This window comes from Clostridium sp. KLE 1755, assembly GCF_000466465.2.
GTDB classification, from domain to species: domain Bacteria; phylum Bacillota; class Clostridia; order Lachnospirales; family Lachnospiraceae; genus Eisenbergiella; species Eisenbergiella porci.
Map to the genome: position 1 here is coordinate 12505 of NZ_KE992782.1, position 17909 is coordinate 30413.

At 46.5% G+C, this 17909-nt stretch carries 12 protein-coding genes; 9 read left to right on the forward strand and 3 right to left on the reverse strand.

Translation table 11 applies throughout. The features are described from left to right. Positions 1 to 108 precede the first annotated feature (108 nt). The 5 genes from HMPREF1548_RS27830 to HMPREF1548_RS27850 all read left to right on the forward strand — a co-directional run bounded on the left by HMPREF1548_RS27830 (position 109) and on the right by HMPREF1548_RS27850 (position 9188). Complete coding sequence (locus tag HMPREF1548_RS27830) at positions 109 to 1029, forward strand: ABC transporter permease (RefSeq protein WP_021640215.1); 921 nt, start codon at positions 109 to 111, stop codon at positions 1027 to 1029. A gap of 16 nt (positions 1030 to 1045) precedes the next feature. Then, entirely contained in the window at positions 1046 to 1930 is an 885-nt protein-coding gene (locus tag HMPREF1548_RS27835) for a carbohydrate ABC transporter permease (protein WP_025487557.1), read from the forward strand. 105 nt (positions 1931 to 2035) lie between these two features. After that, positions 2036 to 4726: a glycosyl hydrolase gene (locus HMPREF1548_RS27840; protein WP_021640217.1), complete on the forward strand. Its 2691-nt coding sequence runs from the start codon at positions 2036 to 2038 to the stop codon at positions 4724 to 4726. Between the two features lie 146 nt (positions 4727 to 4872). After that, positions 4873 to 6438, forward strand: coding sequence for an extracellular solute-binding protein (locus HMPREF1548_RS27845; RefSeq protein WP_021640218.1), 1566 nt, complete (start codon positions 4873 to 4875; stop codon positions 6436 to 6438). Between the two features lie 74 nt (positions 6439 to 6512). Then, entirely contained in the window at positions 6513 to 9188 is a 2676-nt protein-coding gene (locus HMPREF1548_RS27850; protein ID WP_021640219.1) for a family 78 glycoside hydrolase catalytic domain, read from the forward strand. Between the two features lie 197 nt (positions 9189 to 9385). On the opposite strand, the gene HMPREF1548_RS27855 is transcribed toward HMPREF1548_RS27850, so the two are convergent. Beyond that, positions 9386 to 9862 carry a hypothetical protein gene (locus HMPREF1548_RS27855; protein ID WP_035324364.1) on the reverse strand — a complete coding sequence of 159 codons (477 nt, stop codon included), beginning with the start codon at positions 9860 to 9862 and terminating at the stop codon, positions 9386 to 9388. Positions 9863 to 10087: 225 nt separating this feature from the next. Between HMPREF1548_RS27855 and tig the strand changes: the two genes are divergently transcribed. The 3 genes from tig to HMPREF1548_RS27870 all read left to right on the forward strand — a co-directional run bounded on the left by tig (position 10088) and on the right by HMPREF1548_RS27870 (position 14185). Further along, positions 10088 to 11380 (forward strand): trigger factor, encoded by a 1293-nt coding sequence (gene tig / locus HMPREF1548_RS27860; protein ID WP_021640223.1) that lies wholly within the window; start codon positions 10088 to 10090, stop codon positions 11378 to 11380. A 96-nt stretch (positions 11381 to 11476) separates the two neighbouring features. Next, positions 11477 to 12868, forward strand: a complete 1392-nt coding sequence (gene asnS, locus HMPREF1548_RS27865) for an asparagine--tRNA ligase (protein ID WP_021640224.1) — start codon at positions 11477 to 11479, stop codon at positions 12866 to 12868. A 78-nt stretch (positions 12869 to 12946) separates the two neighbouring features. Next, positions 12947 to 14185, forward strand: a complete 1239-nt coding sequence (locus tag HMPREF1548_RS27870; protein WP_021640225.1) for a C40 family peptidase — start codon at positions 12947 to 12949, stop codon at positions 14183 to 14185. 122 nt (positions 14186 to 14307) lie between these two features. On the opposite strand, the gene HMPREF1548_RS27875 is transcribed toward HMPREF1548_RS27870, so the two are convergent. Together HMPREF1548_RS27875 and HMPREF1548_RS27880 are read right to left on the reverse strand one after the other, a co-directional pair. Next, entirely contained in the window at positions 14308 to 14730 is a 423-nt protein-coding gene (locus HMPREF1548_RS27875) for a DUF3842 family protein (protein ID WP_021640226.1), read from the reverse strand. A gap of 21 nt (positions 14731 to 14751) precedes the next feature. Next, complete coding sequence (locus tag HMPREF1548_RS27880) at positions 14752 to 15558, reverse strand: SIMPL domain-containing protein (RefSeq protein WP_035324366.1); 807 nt, start codon at positions 15556 to 15558, stop codon at positions 14752 to 14754. Positions 15559 to 15903: 345 nt separating this feature from the next. On the opposite strand from HMPREF1548_RS27880, the gene HMPREF1548_RS27885 reads away from it, so the two are divergent. Continuing rightward, a complete protein-coding gene (locus tag HMPREF1548_RS27885; protein WP_021640229.1) occupies positions 15904 to 17856 on the forward strand; it encodes an ABC-F family ATP-binding cassette domain-containing protein in 1953 nt (650 codons plus the stop codon). The last annotated feature ends 53 nt before the right edge of the window (positions 17857 to 17909 follow it).

Genomic DNA, 17909 nt, shown 5'->3' on the forward strand with positions numbered 1-17909 from the left:
TATTTTCTTTTTTTATTCTTCAAAAATTTTTATAATAAAGTTGTCATTGAGGTAAGGCCAAAATGACAGCTTTATTTTTTAAATTAAAATTGGAACGGATGGGTGCTTATGAAAAAGAAAAGGCATATGAACTGGAAAAATGCGATCCCGATTTATGTAATGATGCTGCCGGGCATAATCTATCTGCTGATTAACAATTATGCTCCGATGTTTGGTCTGGTTATCGCTTTTAAAAAAATTGACTGGAATAAGGGAATTTTGAGAAGCGACTGGGTGGGGTTTGACAACTTCAGGTATTTGTTTGCTTCCTCCGAGGCATGGATTATGACCCGCAATACCATTCTGTATAACCTGGCATTTATTATCCTGGGAACAATAGCCGCAATTGCCGTGGCCATACTTCTGAACGAGATAACATCCAAGTTTTCAGTAAAGGTATATCAGACACTTATATTATTACCTTATATGATATCCTGGGTGATTGGCAGCTACCTTATTTATGCGATGCTCAGTTCGGAGACGGGACTGATTAATCAGGTGATTTTCAAAGCGCTGGGTATAGAACCGATAGTGTGGTATCAGGAAAAAAAGTACTGGCCGTTTATTCTTATAATCGTAAATTTATGGAAGAGCGTAGGATTTTCCATGGTAATTTACCTGGCAAGTATTGTGGGAATCAATAAGGAATATTATGAGGCTGCGAAAATAGACGGTGCAAGGAAGTGGAAACAGATTACCAATATTACGCTTCCGCTTTTAAAGCCTACAATCATTACCTTGATCATCATGAATATAGGCGGGATTTTTTATTCAGATTTTGGCCTGTTTTACCAGGTTCCCAGAAACTCAGGGGCTTTGTTTGATGTGACCCAGACGATTGATACATATGTATATAATGCTTTGATGCAGCAGGGTAATATAGCGCTTTCTGCTGCTGCCGGTTTCTATCAATCAATAGTAGGATTTGTCCTTGTAGTAATAGCTAATGCAATTGTGCGTAAATACAGTAAAGAAAGTGCATTATTTTAATTGGGAGAGAATGGTTATGGTAGGAAAAAGTGAGGTTAGAATTCGTATAATTGCACATATAGTAATGATTTTGTTAAGCATATTTGCTGTTCTTCCATTTGTTTTGTTGATTTCCGCGTCACTGACAGAAGAGAAAGCAGCGCTGAATTACGGCTTTAATTTTATTCCTAAAGTATTCAGCATGGATGCATATGTCTATATTATGCGTCAGCGGAATATGATTTTCAGGGCATATGCCATAACGATATTTACAACCGTTATCGGTACCGGCGCGGGGCTGGTTATTACGGCTTTGCTTGGGTACGGGCTGACAAAGGATATTCCGGGAAAAAGATTTTTCGATTTCTTTGTGGTATTTACAATGCTTTTTCATGGAGGTTTAGTTCCTACTTATTTAATCTATACCAAATATCTGCACATTGCCAATACGATTTGGGCGTTGATAATTCCTTCACTTCTTGTAAATGCTTTTAATGTTATGCTTATGAGAAACTATTTTTTTACCAGCATACCGGAATCTCTGTTGGAGAGTGCTAAGCTGGATGGGGCGGGAGAAATGCAGATTTTCCGCTTGATTGTACTTCCATTATCAAAACCGATTATGGCGACAATCGGGTTGATGACAGCGCTTGGATATTGGAATAACTGGACGAATGGGCTGTATTACCTGGATGATACTTCGCTTTACAGCATCCAAAATGTATTGAATGCCATAAACAATAATATAACGGCGCTTACCTCAATTGCCGGATCCGGCCTGTCCATAAATAAATCGGATATTCCTGCATTGACGGCGCGTATGGCGATTGCAGTAGTAGGGATACTTCCCATGTTATGTATTTATCCGTTTTTCCAGAAGTATTTTGTTAAAGGAATCACAATAGGCGCGGTTAAAGGTTAACACATAAATATTTTTTTTAAGGCGAAAAGTTCTTCCAGGATATTTAAGTCCGCTTTACTTTTGCGGACTGCCTGTGCAGGCTTTATCGTACAGACGGGGGGAAAAATGGAAAGGACGTATCTGGAGCAGCTGCGACAGCCGGCTGCAGCAGCAAGGGGAAAAACCAGATGGTGGTGGTATGGCTGCCGGGTGGACAAAGATAATATTTCTTATCAATTGGATCAGATGCAGGAGGCCGGAATAGGCGGCGTGGAGATCCAGATACTGTATGCCCTGGAAGCAGGAAGCAGGGAAAATCTGGAATATTTCTCCCCGGAATTTTTTGATATACTGAAGTTTACGGGTGAAGAGGTACATAAACGGGGAATGACAATGGATCTTACATTAGGATCCTCATGGCCTTTTGGCGGCCCGTTCGTACCTTTTGTAAAAAGTGCGCCGGTCGTATACCCTTATGCGATTGATGTCAGAGGCCCTTCAGTTTTCAGCTACGATTTTACAAACCGGATGGCGGGTGAAATCGTGGGAGGAATTATGGGACGGATGGAAGATAGTGAGATGCTTCCGGAAACCATTCAGGATATTTCATCGTTGCTGGAAGAAAAACTATTGTTCAGCTGGCCCTGGGGGACACAGTTGAAAAATCTGGAGGTACCGGAGGGAAACTATAAGATAGTTATTTTTCTGGCAGGACAATTCCGGGAACATGTGTTAATGCCTTCCAGGGGAGCACAGGGGTATGTAATTGATCATAATGATGCAGAAGCATCCAGATTTTTCTTTGCACAGGCAGGGACTCCGTTGGTGGAAAGGCTTGGCAGGGGAATGGTTCAATCCTTTTTCTGTGACTCGCTTGAGCTTTTCGGACATAATTGGACCGGAAAAATTTATGACGAGTTTGAAAAGAGGAGGGGATATTCTCTTAAGCCTTATATATATGCACTGTGGGGAAAAGTGAAGGGAATGACGGAAGAAATACGATATGACTTCCATAAAACCATGTCCGAGCTGACAATTGAGAATTTTTTCAGTGTTATGACAGAGTGGTGCCATGAAATGGGGTCAACTTCAAGAATCCAGGCGCACGGTACCTGGGGAGATATTCTGCAGGCTTACGGCGCAGCTGATATACCGGAAGGGGAAACCTTTTCAGAATGGGATAAATACAGTGTCAATACGGTACACAGAAGACTGGCAAGCTCGGCTGGTCATGTATATCACAGACATATTATATCTAATGAATCTTTTACCTGGCTTCGTTTCCCGCGGTTTACGGAAACACCGGAGCAAATTAAGATTGCCGCCGACAGTATATTTGTGGACGGGATGAACCAGATAGTAAACCATGGTTATACCTATTCGCAAAAAGACGGCGAACCGATGGCTTTTTATGCTTCATCACATATATGCCACACCAATACCTGGTGGAAATATTATAAAAATATAGGACGCTATATTAACAGAGTCTGCGATTTCCTTCAGCGGGGAGAACCTGTTTCCAGAATATGTATTTATCTTCCGCAGCATGACATCTGGGCGGAAAATCCGCTGGGCGATATACATATGTGCATGAAGCTGGAGGAACGCCTGGAAACCTCTGTTATCGACGGCATTGCAAGGGAGGGATACTGGTTCGATTATGTGAATGACGATGTTTTGGGCCGGTGGGAGGAGTACTCGTATGAGACCCTGATTCTTATGGAGACGGACAGAATGCCTGTAAAAACTGCGGAAAGTATCCAAAGCTTTGCAATGCATGGGAACCTGGTGATATGTGCAGGGCGGCTCCCATCCCAGGGATGCGGCCTGCTTCAGAAGGATGAAAAAGATAAAATAGTATCCACGCTGTTTGAAGAGATGCGCCGGCAGGGTAATTTGATATTTGCGGAAGATAAAAAAGATGCGCTACTCAATATATTGAAGCAGAGGGTATGTCCGGATCTTAAAGTAGGGACAGGTAAGGAATCCATAGGATATGTTCACAGGAAAGACAAGAATGCAGATATTTATTTTACAGCAAATATGTCCCTTGAAGAATATAATACAAAACTGACAATATATCAGGAAAACAGAGCTTTTTGTATTTTGGATCCTATGGAAGGAAAAGAGATTCTTCCATTAGCTTATACAAGAAAGGAAAGCGGCACGGAAATTGAACTGCATTTTAACCAGGGTCAGGCATATCTTCTTGTATTTGATCAAAGCCTTCCGAAACCCGAAACGGATAAGCGGATCTGGAAGGAAAATGGTGTAATTGACTTAAAGGAAGGATGGCGGCTTGAGGTTCCGGAGAAGGATTATTTTAAAGATGTTGAAGAACTGAAGGGCTTTGAACAGATTGAGGAATTAAAATATTATTCAGGAGAAGTAATTTATCGGAAATCGGTTTATCTGACGGAGCCAGATATGGCTTCTGATGAAATTGTCTTTCAAGTGGATAAGGCAGGCTGTGCTGCAGAGGTATTTGTGAATGATACGTCTGCGGGGCAATGGATACAAAGGCCTTATCAAATGAGTATAAAAGAGTATCTTCATTTGGGGAAAAATGAAATAAGGGTTCATGTAAGCAATCAATTGATTAACAGATGTTTGGATCCTGACCGGGAGGTGGGGGAATATCAGGGGACGGTAATAGAGGAATGGCCGTATTTTACGGAAATATTGAATAAGGAAAGAAGAAAAAGATTATCCAACCGGAGAGAAAAGGAAATGATAAAATCACCCCTGCCCTCAGGGCTGGTTGGAAAGGCACAGATTTGTTTTTACAGAACAGAACAGGAAAAAGAAGAAATATGATATTGATTATTTTCCTATAAGGAACGGTAAGCCGGCAATACCATGTGCACTATATGGTATACGTTCTTTGGGAACATAATTATATATAGCAATGGGGTACAAATAAAAAAGCAGTAAAGAGGGGGACAATCCCTGAAGGAGGAACTATGAAAAGAAAAATGACACGTTTTATTGCTACGGCAATGGCAGCGTTTATGCTTGCAGGCTGTGGGGCAGCATCAGGAACAGATTCTCAGAACCAGAATACTTCTGTAGCTGCGGAAAATACGGACAATGTGGACAGCGGCAGTAAAAATGCAGAGGATACTTCTGAAGCAGTTACTATTAAAATGACCTACTTGACATCCGGCACGGAGCCGGAAGGGCTTGACAGAATAGAAACTGCATTAAGCAACCTGACCATGGAAAAGATAAACTGTAAGGTAGAGCTGGTGCCTGTAGCATTTGCAGATCAGGCGACGAAGTATAATATGTGGTTTGCCAATGGAAATGATACGGATATCATGATCACGGTGTTCCAGGATTATCTGGCAATGATTAATTCAGGCGCTTTTATGGAGCTGGATGACTTAATTCAAAGCCACGGCCAGGATATGCTGGCAAAAGACAAGGAAAAGAACTTCTTAAGTGCAGGCCAGTATAAAGGACATCAGTATGGAATTCCTACGATTCCTTCGGCACCCGGCAATGGAGGTGCTATTTATATCCGGAAGGATGTATTTGATGAACTGGATGTAACTGGAATTGATGTGGATGGATACATAGGATACGAAGACCTGGATAATATCTTTAAACAGATATCGGAGAAATTCCCGGAGTATACAGCGCTTGGAGTGTCGGGAAACAGAACAAAATCAAATTATTTTTACGTAAAGAATTATGATAATCTGGGTGTTTCAGGAGAATCCTGCGGTGTACTGACAGACCCCTTAAACAGTACAACTGTAGAAAATTTATATGCCACAGACAGTTATTATGAATACCTCACATGGATGAGAAAATGGTATCAGGCAGGATATATTTCAAAAGATGCAGCAACCTCGTCCGAAAGCTCCGATACTCTTTTCAATTCCGGTAAAACAGCCAGCTATATTAATATGAGTACTCCCGGCACCCGGGAAGCAGCGGAAAGAGATTCCGGCCTTGGTGTAGTACAGCTGAATATGTGTCCTACCTATATGACAACTAATGTATATACCGGAGTGCTGTTTTTCGTCCCTAAAAATGCAAAGTATCCTGAAAAGGCAGTTGAATTTTTAAATATTTTATTTATGGATGCAGAAATTCAGAATGTTTTAACACATGGCGAGGAAGGGATTGACTATACTGTTCAGGATAATGGAGTGGTAATCGATCTTAAGGAAGACAGGGATTACATAAATGTATACGGCGTTTGGGGTGATCAGAGCCAATATTATATGGAATCCCCTCTGCAGCCGGAGGACACACAGAAAAGAGAAGCCTATCTTCAGGAATCTCTGGACCATACTTCTAAGGCCTTCGGATATAAATTTGATGCAACACCCGTCAGTACGGAGCAATCTACAGTAAAGAGCGTTATTGCAAAGTATCTGACACAGCTGGAATACGGCACGGTAGATCTTGATACGGTTTATCCGGAATTCCTCAAGGCATTGGAAAGTGCCGGAATAGACAAAATTATTACTGAAAATCAGAAGCAGCTTGATGAGTGGCTGGCTCAGCAGAAATAACTAAGAGAGGGACTGGGGAGAGGTATCGTCCGGATAAAGGAGGATATCTCTCCTTTTTATTAAGAGGATTGGCTATGAGTAATGATGGGGTTAAAAAAAGTAAACTGAATATACAGGGAATGCTTTGTAATGGTATGAGAACTCCTCTGGGAGTCTCTGTAAAGGGATGTATCCTCCGATGGATAATAGCAGGAGAAGGAAAGAACATAAAACAAATTCAGCGCTGGGTTCAGATTTCTGAACAGGAGAATTTTGAACACCTGACATATGAAGGAAAGTCATATTCCGGTGAAACCCAGTGGGAGCTTAAGAACGTATTTCAAGAAAAAACAAAATATTACTGGAGAGTCCGGGTGCAAATCAGTCATGGGGAAAAGGCGGAGTGGCTGGATTGGAGTGACTATTCTTTTTTTGAAACTGCCATGGCGGGACAAGAATCCTGGGAGGCACAGTGGATAGAAGCGAATGAAGAGTTTTATAAGGATGCGTTAGAGGTAAGCCGGGGCTTTTGGAAGAAAAATATAAAAAAACCGGAAATGGATCAGGGTTTAAGGCGGCCTGTGTACTTTCACAGAGAATGGAATCTGTCTGAGGGATGGGAGTGCGGACGTGTCTATATTACGGCGCTTGGGTTCTATCAGCTGACAGTGAATGATACGAAGATAGGGGATTATGCGCTGGCACCTGATTTTACAGCTTATGATAAACTGGTTTATTATCAGACGTATGATATAACACCATATCTGAAAAACGGAAAAAACAGCTTTGATATTATTCTTGCGGACGGATGGTACGCGGGTCACGCACAGGGAATTCCCGGGATGAATTATTTATATGGGGAAAGGCCTGCGTTGATAATGCAGGCAGAGGTCGGATATGCAGATGGGAAAATGCAAAAGCTTTGCAGCGATGATACCTTTGAGGCTTATTCGGGACCATTTTTATATGCGGATCTGTTCATGGGAGAGTATCTGGATATGCGGCAGTCACTTGTTCCCTATGGAACCGTTAAAAAAGCATATCCGAAACATATTCTTACACCCCAGGAATATGAAGGAATTAAAGTAAAAACAGTCCTGGAAGCAAGGACAGTAACAAAATTTAGTGAAGGAAGCTTTATTGCAGATTTCGGACAGGTGCTTGCAGGACGGGAAAAAATAACCCTGGAAAACGAAGCCGGCCAGCTGATAAAGATAGAACATAGTGAGATTCTCAATCCGGATTCCGGGGATTTGCTTGAAATTACACAGAGATTCCCGTTCCATGATCAGACAGATTATATATATGTAACAACGGATCATTATGTATATGAACCGCAGTTCTCCTTCCAGGGATACCGTTATATTAAAATAAGCGGTTTGAAAGGAGAGTTGAACCCGGGTCAGTGTAAGAGCGTTGTCTTGGAAACAGGGTTAAAGGATACCAGCTGTTTTGAATGCAGTGACGGTAATATAAACAGACTGATTCAGAATGCTTACTGGAGCCAATGCGGAAATATGATATCCATTCCTACAGACTGCCCGCAAAGGGAAAGAGGGGGTTTTACCGGAGATGCACAAATATTCTGCAGCACGGCGATATGGCAGCAGGAGGTGCAGGGCTTTTTCAGAAGGTGGCTGAAACAGTGCAGGCTGGAACAATTGAAAAGAGGCCAGATACCTATCGTCGTTCCGTATACAGATGCTTATAGAAGAAGTGAACCTAATCCGGGATGGACCTCTGCCGGCTGGGGAGATGCCATTATATTTGTAGCCAGGGATTTGTATGAAGGATATGGGAATATAAATATTCTGGAAGAAAATTACGAAGCCATGGAAAAATGGATGGCTTATGTGACTGCATGTGCAGAAGATTCCATGCCTGAACAATATTATATGGATTATAAAAAACGGCCGTTTATGAAATATCTCTGGAATACAGGATACCATTGGGGGGACTGGCTGATGCCGGGATTTTCAGACGAGGATGGAGTTGCTGCCAGCAAAGAAATCACAGCGGCGTTATTTTATTTCAGAGAAGCAAAATGCATGTATCAGATAAGTGAGATATTGGGAAAGGAGGACAGGGCAGCATATTATAAAGATCTGACAGAGAAAATCAGGCTTGCTTTTCATTCAGTTTATATAACAAAGGATAAGCGTCTGTTGAATGAATTACAGGGGCTGTATGTTATGGCGATAGCATTTGGAATGGTTCAGGACGACACAAAAAGAATTTTCGAAAGACGTTTGGAAGCTTTGGTAAAAGCTGCAGATTATCATCTGGCAACCGGTTTCCTTTCAACGCCCTTTTTACTTGATGTGCTCTGGGATGCGGGGTTCCATGATACAGCCTGCAAAGTCCTTTATCAGGATACCTGCCCTTCATGGTTATATGAGGTGAAAATGGGAGCTACGACAATCTGGGAAAACTGGGAAGGGATTCGTGAAGATGGAAGTATCTCCACACACAGCTTCAATCATTATGCCTTTGGCTGTATTGCAGACTTCATTTACCGGAGGATTGCAGGGGTAAAGAGTTTGGCACCTGGCTTCCGAAAAATAATGATATATCCGGAAGTTACAGACAGGATTTCTTGTGTTTCTTTTTCTTATAACACTCTATTCGGAGAAATAAAAGTGAGGTGGGAAAAGGCAGAGGAGGGATATCAATATTGGCTGAGTATCCCTCATGGCATGGAGGCTGTTGTCAAAGGAAATAAAGAGATAAAAGAAATCGGCAGCGGGGAATGGGTATTTACTCTGAAATAATCCTTTTGCTTATATTGGGTTAGATGCAGCACCGGATATAACCGGAAAGAACGTCGGCACGGGTAATGTTTACATCGGGGACCGGATCTGAGAACAGATATATATAGGAAATAAAAATCCCCCGGGATGCATTCCACACATGCTTCCCGGGGGATTTATTTCAGTCATCACAGACGGTCCATATCAAATTATCAGGCTTATTTCAGAGGCTTCGCTCCGGCCTTCTCCTGCAGCTTCTCCACTTTGCGCTTGAACCAGCTCTTTTTCTTGGTGGGCTTAACGAGTGTGGTGCCATGCAGGCCCTTTACTGCGGTGATGTAGATGCCGCTGACAGTGGCCTTTACCTCTTTCTTTACAGGAACGGATTCAAAAATGCTTTCTTCACAGACAAGCGTCATAACCTGAGGGCCAACCTTCGCTTTTACGATGGGAAGCTTGGAACCACGCAGCAGCTTTGGAGTCTGTTCTATGACGGCTGCGGGAAGTCCTGCGTCCTTCAGCTTCATCCTTTTCTTGTCAATAATCAGCATGGAGACGGTCTGCTTGTAAGCTTCGATCTGCTCCTGCTGTTCGGCCTGCTTCTTCTGGGCTTTCTTGCCGAGAAAATACAAAACAACAACGCCGACGATTAGAACTGCCAATATCACCAATAATACTATTGTTACTGTACTCACGTGGAAACCTCCTTAAGTTAGATGCAAAAATATTGTAGCAGACTTTCCCGGATTAAGCAAGGGATTGTGGCCCAAGAAGTGCAGTTTTATACCTTTGGTTACTGTTGGAAATATTCTTAATTATGTGTGAATTCCTGTAATAAAGGGTTTTATGTGAGATTAAAATATGATACAATGATAACCGGCGCAGGTCGCGCTATTGTTTAATATAAGAGGAGACAAAGCATGAAAAAATTTATAACTACTATGACAGTACTGGCGCTGTCGGCATCCGTACTTGCAGGATGCGGGAAAACAGCGGAGAATGGGGAGAGCACCCAGGCTGGTACTGAGAGCGCAGCACCGGCGGAGACTGGATCCGAAACTGCAGCTGCAGCTGTGGAATATGGCGAGGATGCCTATGTGGATGGCATCAATGTGGCCGACTATGTTACCCTTGGCGAATATAAAGGGATTGAAGTTACGGAAACGACTCCTACGGTAACAGATGATTATGTACAGAGCTATATTGATTATGCGCTGCAGAGCAATATGGTAACGACAGAGGTTACGGACAGGGCCGTGCAGACAGGCGATTTTGCCAATATTGATTATGAAGGAAAGATCGACGGCGTGGCCTTTGAAGGCGGTACGGATAAGGGTTATGATCTGGAAATCGGTTCCGGCAGCTTTATTGATGGCTTTGAAGACGGCCTTATCGGCGCCGAAATCGGTGAGACAAGGGATGTTACGGTTACCTTCCCTGAAAGCTATCCCAATGCGGAGGTGGCCGGAAAGGAAGCGGTGTTTACCGTAACCGTTAACAGCATCCATACGGAATCCCTTCCGGAGCTGACGGATGAATATGTAAAAGGACTGGAACTGGATCTTTCCACGGTTGATGAGTACAAGCAGTATGTATTTGATATGCTGATGGAGGATGAGCAGAATACCCACGATTCCAATGCCCAGATCGATATTCTGGCTAAGGTAGTGGAGAATTCCGAGTTCAAAGAGCCCCCGGCAGATATGGTTACCCGTTATTATGACAGAATTAAAGCGAATATGAGCTCCTATGCCGCGATGTACGGCTATGATCTGGAAAGCTTTATGGCTGCGACAGGCTCCTCCGAGGAACAGGTTCAGGAATCTGCGGCACAGGCCGCCCGCGAAATTATTGCGATGAAGGCAATTGCGGATGCGGAGGACCTGAATGTGACGGATGAAGAGGTGGAAGCGGAGCTTCAGAAGAATGCGGCTGATTATGGCTACGATGATGTGGAAGAATATAAGAGTGCCATTGATTTGAAGGGCTATAAGGAATACATGATGACAGAGAAGGTGCTGTCCTTCCTGTTTGACAATGCGGTGGTTACCGATACGGAGCCTGTCCAGGAGCTGAATACTGAGGGAACAACGGAAACTGCCACGCAGACAGCTGAAACTGAGACAGAAGGAACAGAGACAGCCGGGACAGAAACCGGCGCCGCAGAGGAAACAGAAAGCGCTGCCGGGACACAGGCGGCGGATAAGAAGTAAAGGTAACTGTTAAGGTACTGAGGAGTTATCTGTAAAAGTAATAAAGCCAAAGCGCGCTTACCGCTTATTAAGAACACGAAAACGAGGGGTAAAAAAATGGAACTGACAAACATCAAGGATTTATTCAGAGAAAAAGAAAAGTATCAGGGCAGGAAGGTCACCGTTGGCGGATGGGTGAGAAGCAACAGGGATTCCAAGAACTTTGGATTCCTTGTAGTCAATGACGGAACCTTTTTTGAGCCGCTTCAGATCGTATACAGCAGTGAAATGCCGGGGTTTGCGGAAGCAGCCAGAATCGGCGTGGGAGCTGCGGTGGTGGCGACGGGTACAATTGTAGAGACACCCGGGGCAAAGCAGCCTATCGAAATGCAGGCTGAGGAGGTTCTTGTGGAAGGAGCTTCCCCGGCGGATTATCCGCTTCAGAAGAAGCGCCACAGCTTTGAATACCTGCGCACGATATCCCATCTGCGTCCTAGAACGAATACCTTCCAGGCGGTTTTCCGCGTTCGTTCCCTGGCGGCGTATGCCATCCATAAATTTTTCCAGGAAAGGGAATTTGTTTATGTGCATACGCCCCTGATTACAGGAAGCGACTGTGAGGGTGCGGGAGAAATGTTCCAGGTGACCACGCTGGATTTGGAAAACGTGCCCAAAACGGAAGAAGGCAAGGTGGATTACAGCCAGGACTTTTTCTGCAAGCCTACCAACCTTACGGTAAGCGGGCAGCTGGATGCGGAAACCTATGCTTTTGCGTTCAGAAACGTATATACCTTCGGGCCGACCTTCCGCGCGGAAAATTCCAACACCACCCGCCATGCGGCTGAGTTCTGGATGATTGAGCCGGAAATGTGCTTTGCGGATCTGACGGATGATATGATGCTTGCCGAAAGCATGCTGAAGTATGTAATCCGTTATGTGCTGGACAATGCGCCTGAGGAGATGGCGTTCTTCAACCAGTTTGTGGATAAGGGGCTGATTGAGCGTCTGGAGCATGTCCTCACCTCTGAATTCGGCCATGTGACCTATACGGAGGCCATTGAAATCCTGGAGAAGCATAATGATGAATTTGAATATAAGGTACACTGGGGAAGCGACCTGCAGACCGAACATGAGCGTTATCTGACAGAAAAGGAATTCAAACGCCCTGTTTTCGTTACCGACTATCCGAAGGAAATCAAGGCATTTTATATGAAGCTGAACGAGGACGGCAAGACGGTTGCCGCCATGGACTGCCTGGTTCCCGGCATTGGGGAAATCATCGGAGGCAGCCAGAGGGAAGACAAGCTGGAGCTGCTGGAACAGCGTATGGAGGAGCTGGGGCTTAACAAGGAGGATTATGAATTCTACCTTGATCTGAGGCGTTACGGTTCCGCGCGCCATGCGGGCTTCGGGCTTGGCTTTGAAAGATGTGTGATGTATCTTACCGGAATGGGCAACATCAGAGATGTCATTCCATTCCCCAGAACAGTGAAGAACTGCGAGTTATAAGCGATACGGAAAAAACGGCTGCATAGAGGGCGGAAGCCGGAATGCGGCCGCAGATGCGATACGTAAGAAGGGCAGGATATGCGGAAGAAATTTTTCAGTCTACTTTTGATATTCATATTGGCAATATCCATGACGCAGACAGCATATGCTACCAGTATCAGCGACCTTCAGAAGCAGAGGCAGGAAAAAGAAAACCAGAAAAAAGGCACCCAGAGCCAGCTGGATTCCGTGAATGATCAGATCAATGATCTTTCCGGGGAAAAGGATGACGTGGATGCACAGATCAGTGAGCTGACCGGCCAGATTGCGGAAATTATGGCCAGTGTCAGCCTTCTGGAGGATGAAATCGCGGATACACAGGTGCAGATAGAACAGGCACAGAAGGATTATGATGAGGCCAAGGCCAAAGAGGAAGCGCAGTATCATGCCATGAAGAAACGTATCCAGTATTTGTACGAAAAGGGTGAGACCAGTTATCTGGAGCTGCTGATGGAAGCCAAGAGCTGGGCGGATATGCTGAACAAGGCCGAATATGTACAGGAAATTTATACATACGACAGAAAGATGCTGGATAATTATGCCGCTACCGTTCAGGAGGTGGCGCAGCTGAAGGAAAGCCTGGAGGAACAGAAATCAGAGCTGGAAGCCTCTGAATATGAATTGGAGCAGGAAAAAGATTCCCTGCAGGTGTCCCTGGACGAACAGAAGGAGCTTGCCGCAGATTATGAGGTGCAGCTTGCAAAGGCGAAGCAGGAAGCGGCGGCCTACAAGGCGAAGATAAAGCAGCAGAATGCGGAAATACAGAAGCTGGCTTCCCAGGAAGCCGCCAGGAAGGCGGAGGAGGAAGCGAGAAAGCGGGAGGAAGAGGCGCAGAAAAAGAAGCAGAATTCCCAGAGCGCACAGAATTCTTCCAACGGAACCGCCACTGCTTCATCGGGCGGAGCCAAAACCGTACCTCCAAAGATTGGCGGCGGGAGCGGGAGCGATATTGCCCAGTACGCCTGCCAGTTCGTGGGTAACCCTTACGTGCCGGGCGGGACAAGCCTGACAAACGGGGCGGATTGTTCCGGATTCACCCAGTCCGTATACAGGGTTTATGGCTACAGCATCCCCAGGAATTCATCGTCCCAGAGAAGCGCGGGCCGTGAGGTTTCCTATGAGGAAGCGCAGCCGGGAGATTTGATCTGTTATGCGGGCCATGTGGCCATCTATCTTGGCAATGGAAGAATCGTCCATGCCAGCAGTGTCAAAACCGGCATTAAATACGGCAACGCAACCTATAAGCCGATATTGTCTGTAAGAAGGATTGTTAATTAAGTTAAAAATGCCGCCCCGGAAGAAATATCCTCCGGGGCGGATGTTTTTTGCGGGCCGCTGGAATTCCTCAGAGACCTTTTTTATCAGTTGGGTATAGCAGGGGATATATCAGACGTTTGCCCTCAGGCCTTGCCTGCGATGCAGTCCAGGAGGTAACGCACCGCCTGCTCGGCCAGCTCCGACATGGAATATTCGGAGGATACGCCGACTACATGGTGATTGCATTTATTTACCGGCAGAAGGATTTTCATGGCGCTGCTCTGGCCTACGGCGACCGCCATGGCGGGAGTGACCTCGCCCAGCAGGGAGTCGGCGGCCATAATGCCCAGCGGGCCGATGATATAATCGGCATCCCGGCTGTTGACCAGCACCGGATTTTCCCCGGTGGCGCCGTAATCGGCCCCGGCCTTGAGCATGGCGGCCGTAGCGATGCTGTTTGTTCCGATTGCATAAATTTGGGCGCCGGGAATGGCAGCATTCTTTGTTTTCTCGGTAAGGAGGCTGCCCATACGGCCTCCCTGCCCGTCAATTATCATAATTTTCATGGCTGTTTTCCTTCTATCCGTTTATTGTGCGCCGCTGCCGGGCAGCAGGCCGTATTCCACAATGACGGAAGCCTCTACCTCCAGTTCGCCGGGCATGATGGTTACGTTTGCGGTATCCATGGATGCGGCTCTCATGCTTGTTTTTTCCGCGAGAGCGTTATCTGTATAGCGGGCTTCGCTGTAGGTGCTCTGTTCATTGAGGGCCGAGATTTCTCCCAGCTGGCAGCCGGCGGCCTGCGCCATACCTTCTGCCTTTGTCCGGGCGGCGGCGATAGCCAGGCTCAAAGCCTCCTGATAGCTTTCGTCATATTTACTGGAAAGGTAGGAGATGGACTGGATATTGTTGATGCCCGCGCTGACGGATTGTGCCAGTATGCCGCCCACCTGATCCAGGGGGAGATCGGATACGGTGAGCGTGGTTACCGCTTCATAGCCGATAAGCGTGCGCTCATCACCGCTCCAGTTATAGCGGGGATTCATATAGTAGCCTGTGGTCTGGATGGAGCCTTCCTTTACGCCAAGTTCAGTAAGGAGGGCGACCACCTTGTCCACATCCTCCGTATTCTTCTGCTGGCAGCCGGCGGCATCGGCGGCCTCTGTCTGAACCGAATATACGATTTCCGCGATGTCCGGGACCACGGTCACTTTTTCACTGCTGTTTACGGTAATTGTGCTCTCCGAAGCGCTGTCTGCGGAAAGCGGACCTTCGGCGGGAATGCCGGCGGCAGGGGCGGTTGGGGCTGTTGTCCGGGTTTCACATGCCACCAGGGTGCAGGCGCCAAGCGTGAGCAGTGCGGCGGCAGCGACGGATAAATAAGTTTTTTTCATAATAACCTCACTTCCTGCGGCCTGTCGGCCGCGTTCATCCTGTAATATCAATATAACAAAAACAGGGAGTGAAAGATAGGCCGGGGAAGAATAATTAAATAAATTTTAAGAGTAGCGGTGAAGGAACAGGACAGCTGCTTTTTGGAAACATAGAAGGAATCGGCATGCAGTATAAGCTTTGCCGGACGGAGCTGCCGGGCAGTTACGGTGACTTCGTACTGCGGGTATTGAGGGTGTTACGGGTACGGATATTATGGCGACTTTATATTTGCAAAGAAGGATAATACGGGTTATGATATCTAAGAGTAATTATTTGGCTGGTTAACGTAGAAAGGACAGGTATCTATGAATATTCTGACTGTTGAAAATATAACAAAATCCTATGGGGAAAGGAAGCTGTTTGACAATGCTTCCTTTTATCTGCAGGAGGGGGAAAAGGTGGGCGTCATCGGCATTAACGGCACGGGAAAGTCAACGCTGCTGAAAATCATGGCGGGACTGGAGGAGCCGGATGAGGGGAGCGTGACAAAAGCCAACCATGTGGTGGTGCGCTTCCTTTCCCAGCAGCCCGAATTCCGGCCGGAGGATACCATACTGGAAAGCGTCCTGAGAGGGAACAAAAAGAGCGGCGGGCAGACGGCGGGAGGTGCGCAGGAGGAGGACTGGGAAATGGAAAGCCAGGCCAAGACCATGCTTACCCGTCTGGGCGTGACGGATTTTTCCCAGAAATGCGGGGAGTTGTCGGGCGGACAGAAAAAACGCCTGGCGCTTGTGGCCGCGCTGCTGACGCCGGCGGATATCCTGATTCTGGATGAGCCGACGAACCATCTCGATAATAATATGGCGGACTGGCTTGAGGATTTTCTGCTAAAGTGGAAGGGCGCGGTGGTTATGGTAACCCATGACAGATATTTTCTGGACAGTGTGGCAACCCGTATTATTGAAATCGATAAGGGCAGCATTTATTCCTATCAGTCCAATTATGAAGGTTATCTGTCCCTGAAGGCGGAGCGGGAGGAAATGCAGGCTGCCAGCGAAAGGAAGCGCCAGTCCATTCTACGCAATGAGCTGGCGTGGATGCAGCGCGGGGCGAGGGCGCGTTCCACCAAGCAGAAGGCGCGTATCCAGCGTTATGAGGAGCTTAAGGGCATGGACGGCCCGGCTGCGGACGGCCGTGTGGATATGGGATCGGTTTCCTCACGGATGGGGCGTACGACCCTGGAGCTTTCCCATATCAGCAAGGCCTATGGGACGAAGAAGCTGATAGAGGATTTTTCTTATATTTTCCTGAAAAACGAACGGGTGGGCTTTATCGGCCCCAACGGCTGCGGAAAAACAACATTGATGAAAATTCTTATCGGGCAGGTGCTTCCCGATGCCGGGCAGGTGGTGATAGGGCAGACCATAAAAATCGGCTATTATGCCCAGGAAATTGCGGGCATTGCCGGAGGGACGCAGCTTCCGGAGGATATTGAAAGCGCTCGTATTGATCTGAAGACGGCATATATGGATCCGAAAAAAAGGGTGATTGATTATATCCGGGATACTGCGGAATATGTGCAGACGAAGGAGGGGAGCATTACCGCCTCCCAGATGCTGGAACGGTTCCTGTTTTCCGGAGAGGAGCAGTATGGCCTGATTGAGAAGCTTTCGGGCGGGGAAAAAAGAAGGCTGAATCTGCTGCGGGTGCTGATGGAAGCGCCGAATGTGCTCATACTGGATGAGCCTACCAATGATTTGGACGTTACAACACTGGCGATTCTGGAGGATTATCTGGACAGCTTTGACGGGATCGTGATAACCGTATCCCATGACAGGTATTTTCTGGATCGGATTGTGCAGCGGATTTTTGCATTTGAGGAGGATGGCAGGCTGAAGCAGTATGAGGGCGGATATACGGATTATGCCCTGCGTATCTCAGTGGAGGCGCAGCTTCAGGCGGAAGCGCAGGCCGGGACCTCCGGCCGCGGGCAGTCGGGGGGAGACGCTTCCTCCGGCCAGGATACGGCGGCCTCCGGCAAAAAAGGGAAGCCGGATCACATGAAGGCGAAAAAGCTGAAATTCACCTTCCAGGAACAGCGTGATTATGAAACCATAGAGGCGGAAATTGCGTCAATGGAGGAAAAAGCGGAACAGCTGGAAAAGGATATCGTTGCCGCTGCCACGGATTTTGTCCGACTCAACAGCCTGACCCAGGAAAAGGAGGAGCTGGAAAGCCTGCTGGAACAGAAAATGGAGCGGTGGATGTATCTGGAGGATTTGGCGGCCAGGATTGAGGCCGGGGAATCAGGGGAATAAGCAGGGCAGTAAAAAATATGGAATATAAAAATGGCTCCGCACTGTCCATGAGT

Coding starts and splice junctions, on each gene's coding strand:
- HMPREF1548_RS27830 (WP_021640215.1), top strand. CDS start 109: ATGAAAAAGAAAAGGCATATGAACTGGAAAAATGCGATCCCGATTTAT.
- HMPREF1548_RS27835 (WP_025487557.1), top strand. CDS start 1,046: ATGGTAGGAAAAAGTGAGGTTAGAATTCGTATAATTGCACATATAGTA.
- HMPREF1548_RS27840 (WP_021640217.1), top strand. CDS start 2,036: ATGGAAAGGACGTATCTGGAGCAGCTGCGACAGCCGGCTGCAGCAGCA.
- HMPREF1548_RS27845 (WP_021640218.1), top strand. CDS start 4,873: ATGAAAAGAAAAATGACACGTTTTATTGCTACGGCAATGGCAGCGTTT.
- HMPREF1548_RS27850 (WP_021640219.1), top strand. CDS start 6,513: ATGAGTAATGATGGGGTTAAAAAAAGTAAACTGAATATACAGGGAATG.
- tig (WP_021640223.1), top strand. CDS start 10,088: ATGAAAAAATTTATAACTACTATGACAGTACTGGCGCTGTCGGCATCC.
- asnS (WP_021640224.1), top strand. CDS start 11,477: ATGGAACTGACAAACATCAAGGATTTATTCAGAGAAAAAGAAAAGTAT.
- HMPREF1548_RS27870 (WP_021640225.1), top strand. CDS start 12,947: ATGCGGAAGAAATTTTTCAGTCTACTTTTGATATTCATATTGGCAATA.
- HMPREF1548_RS27875 (WP_021640226.1), bottom strand. CDS start 14,730: ATGAAAATTATGATAATTGACGGGCAGGGAGGCCGTATGGGCAGCCTC.
- HMPREF1548_RS27880 (WP_035324366.1), bottom strand. CDS start 15,558: ATGAAAAAAACTTATTTATCCGTCGCTGCCGCCGCACTGCTCACGCTT.
- HMPREF1548_RS27885 (WP_021640229.1), top strand. CDS start 15,904: ATGAATATTCTGACTGTTGAAAATATAACAAAATCCTATGGGGAAAGG.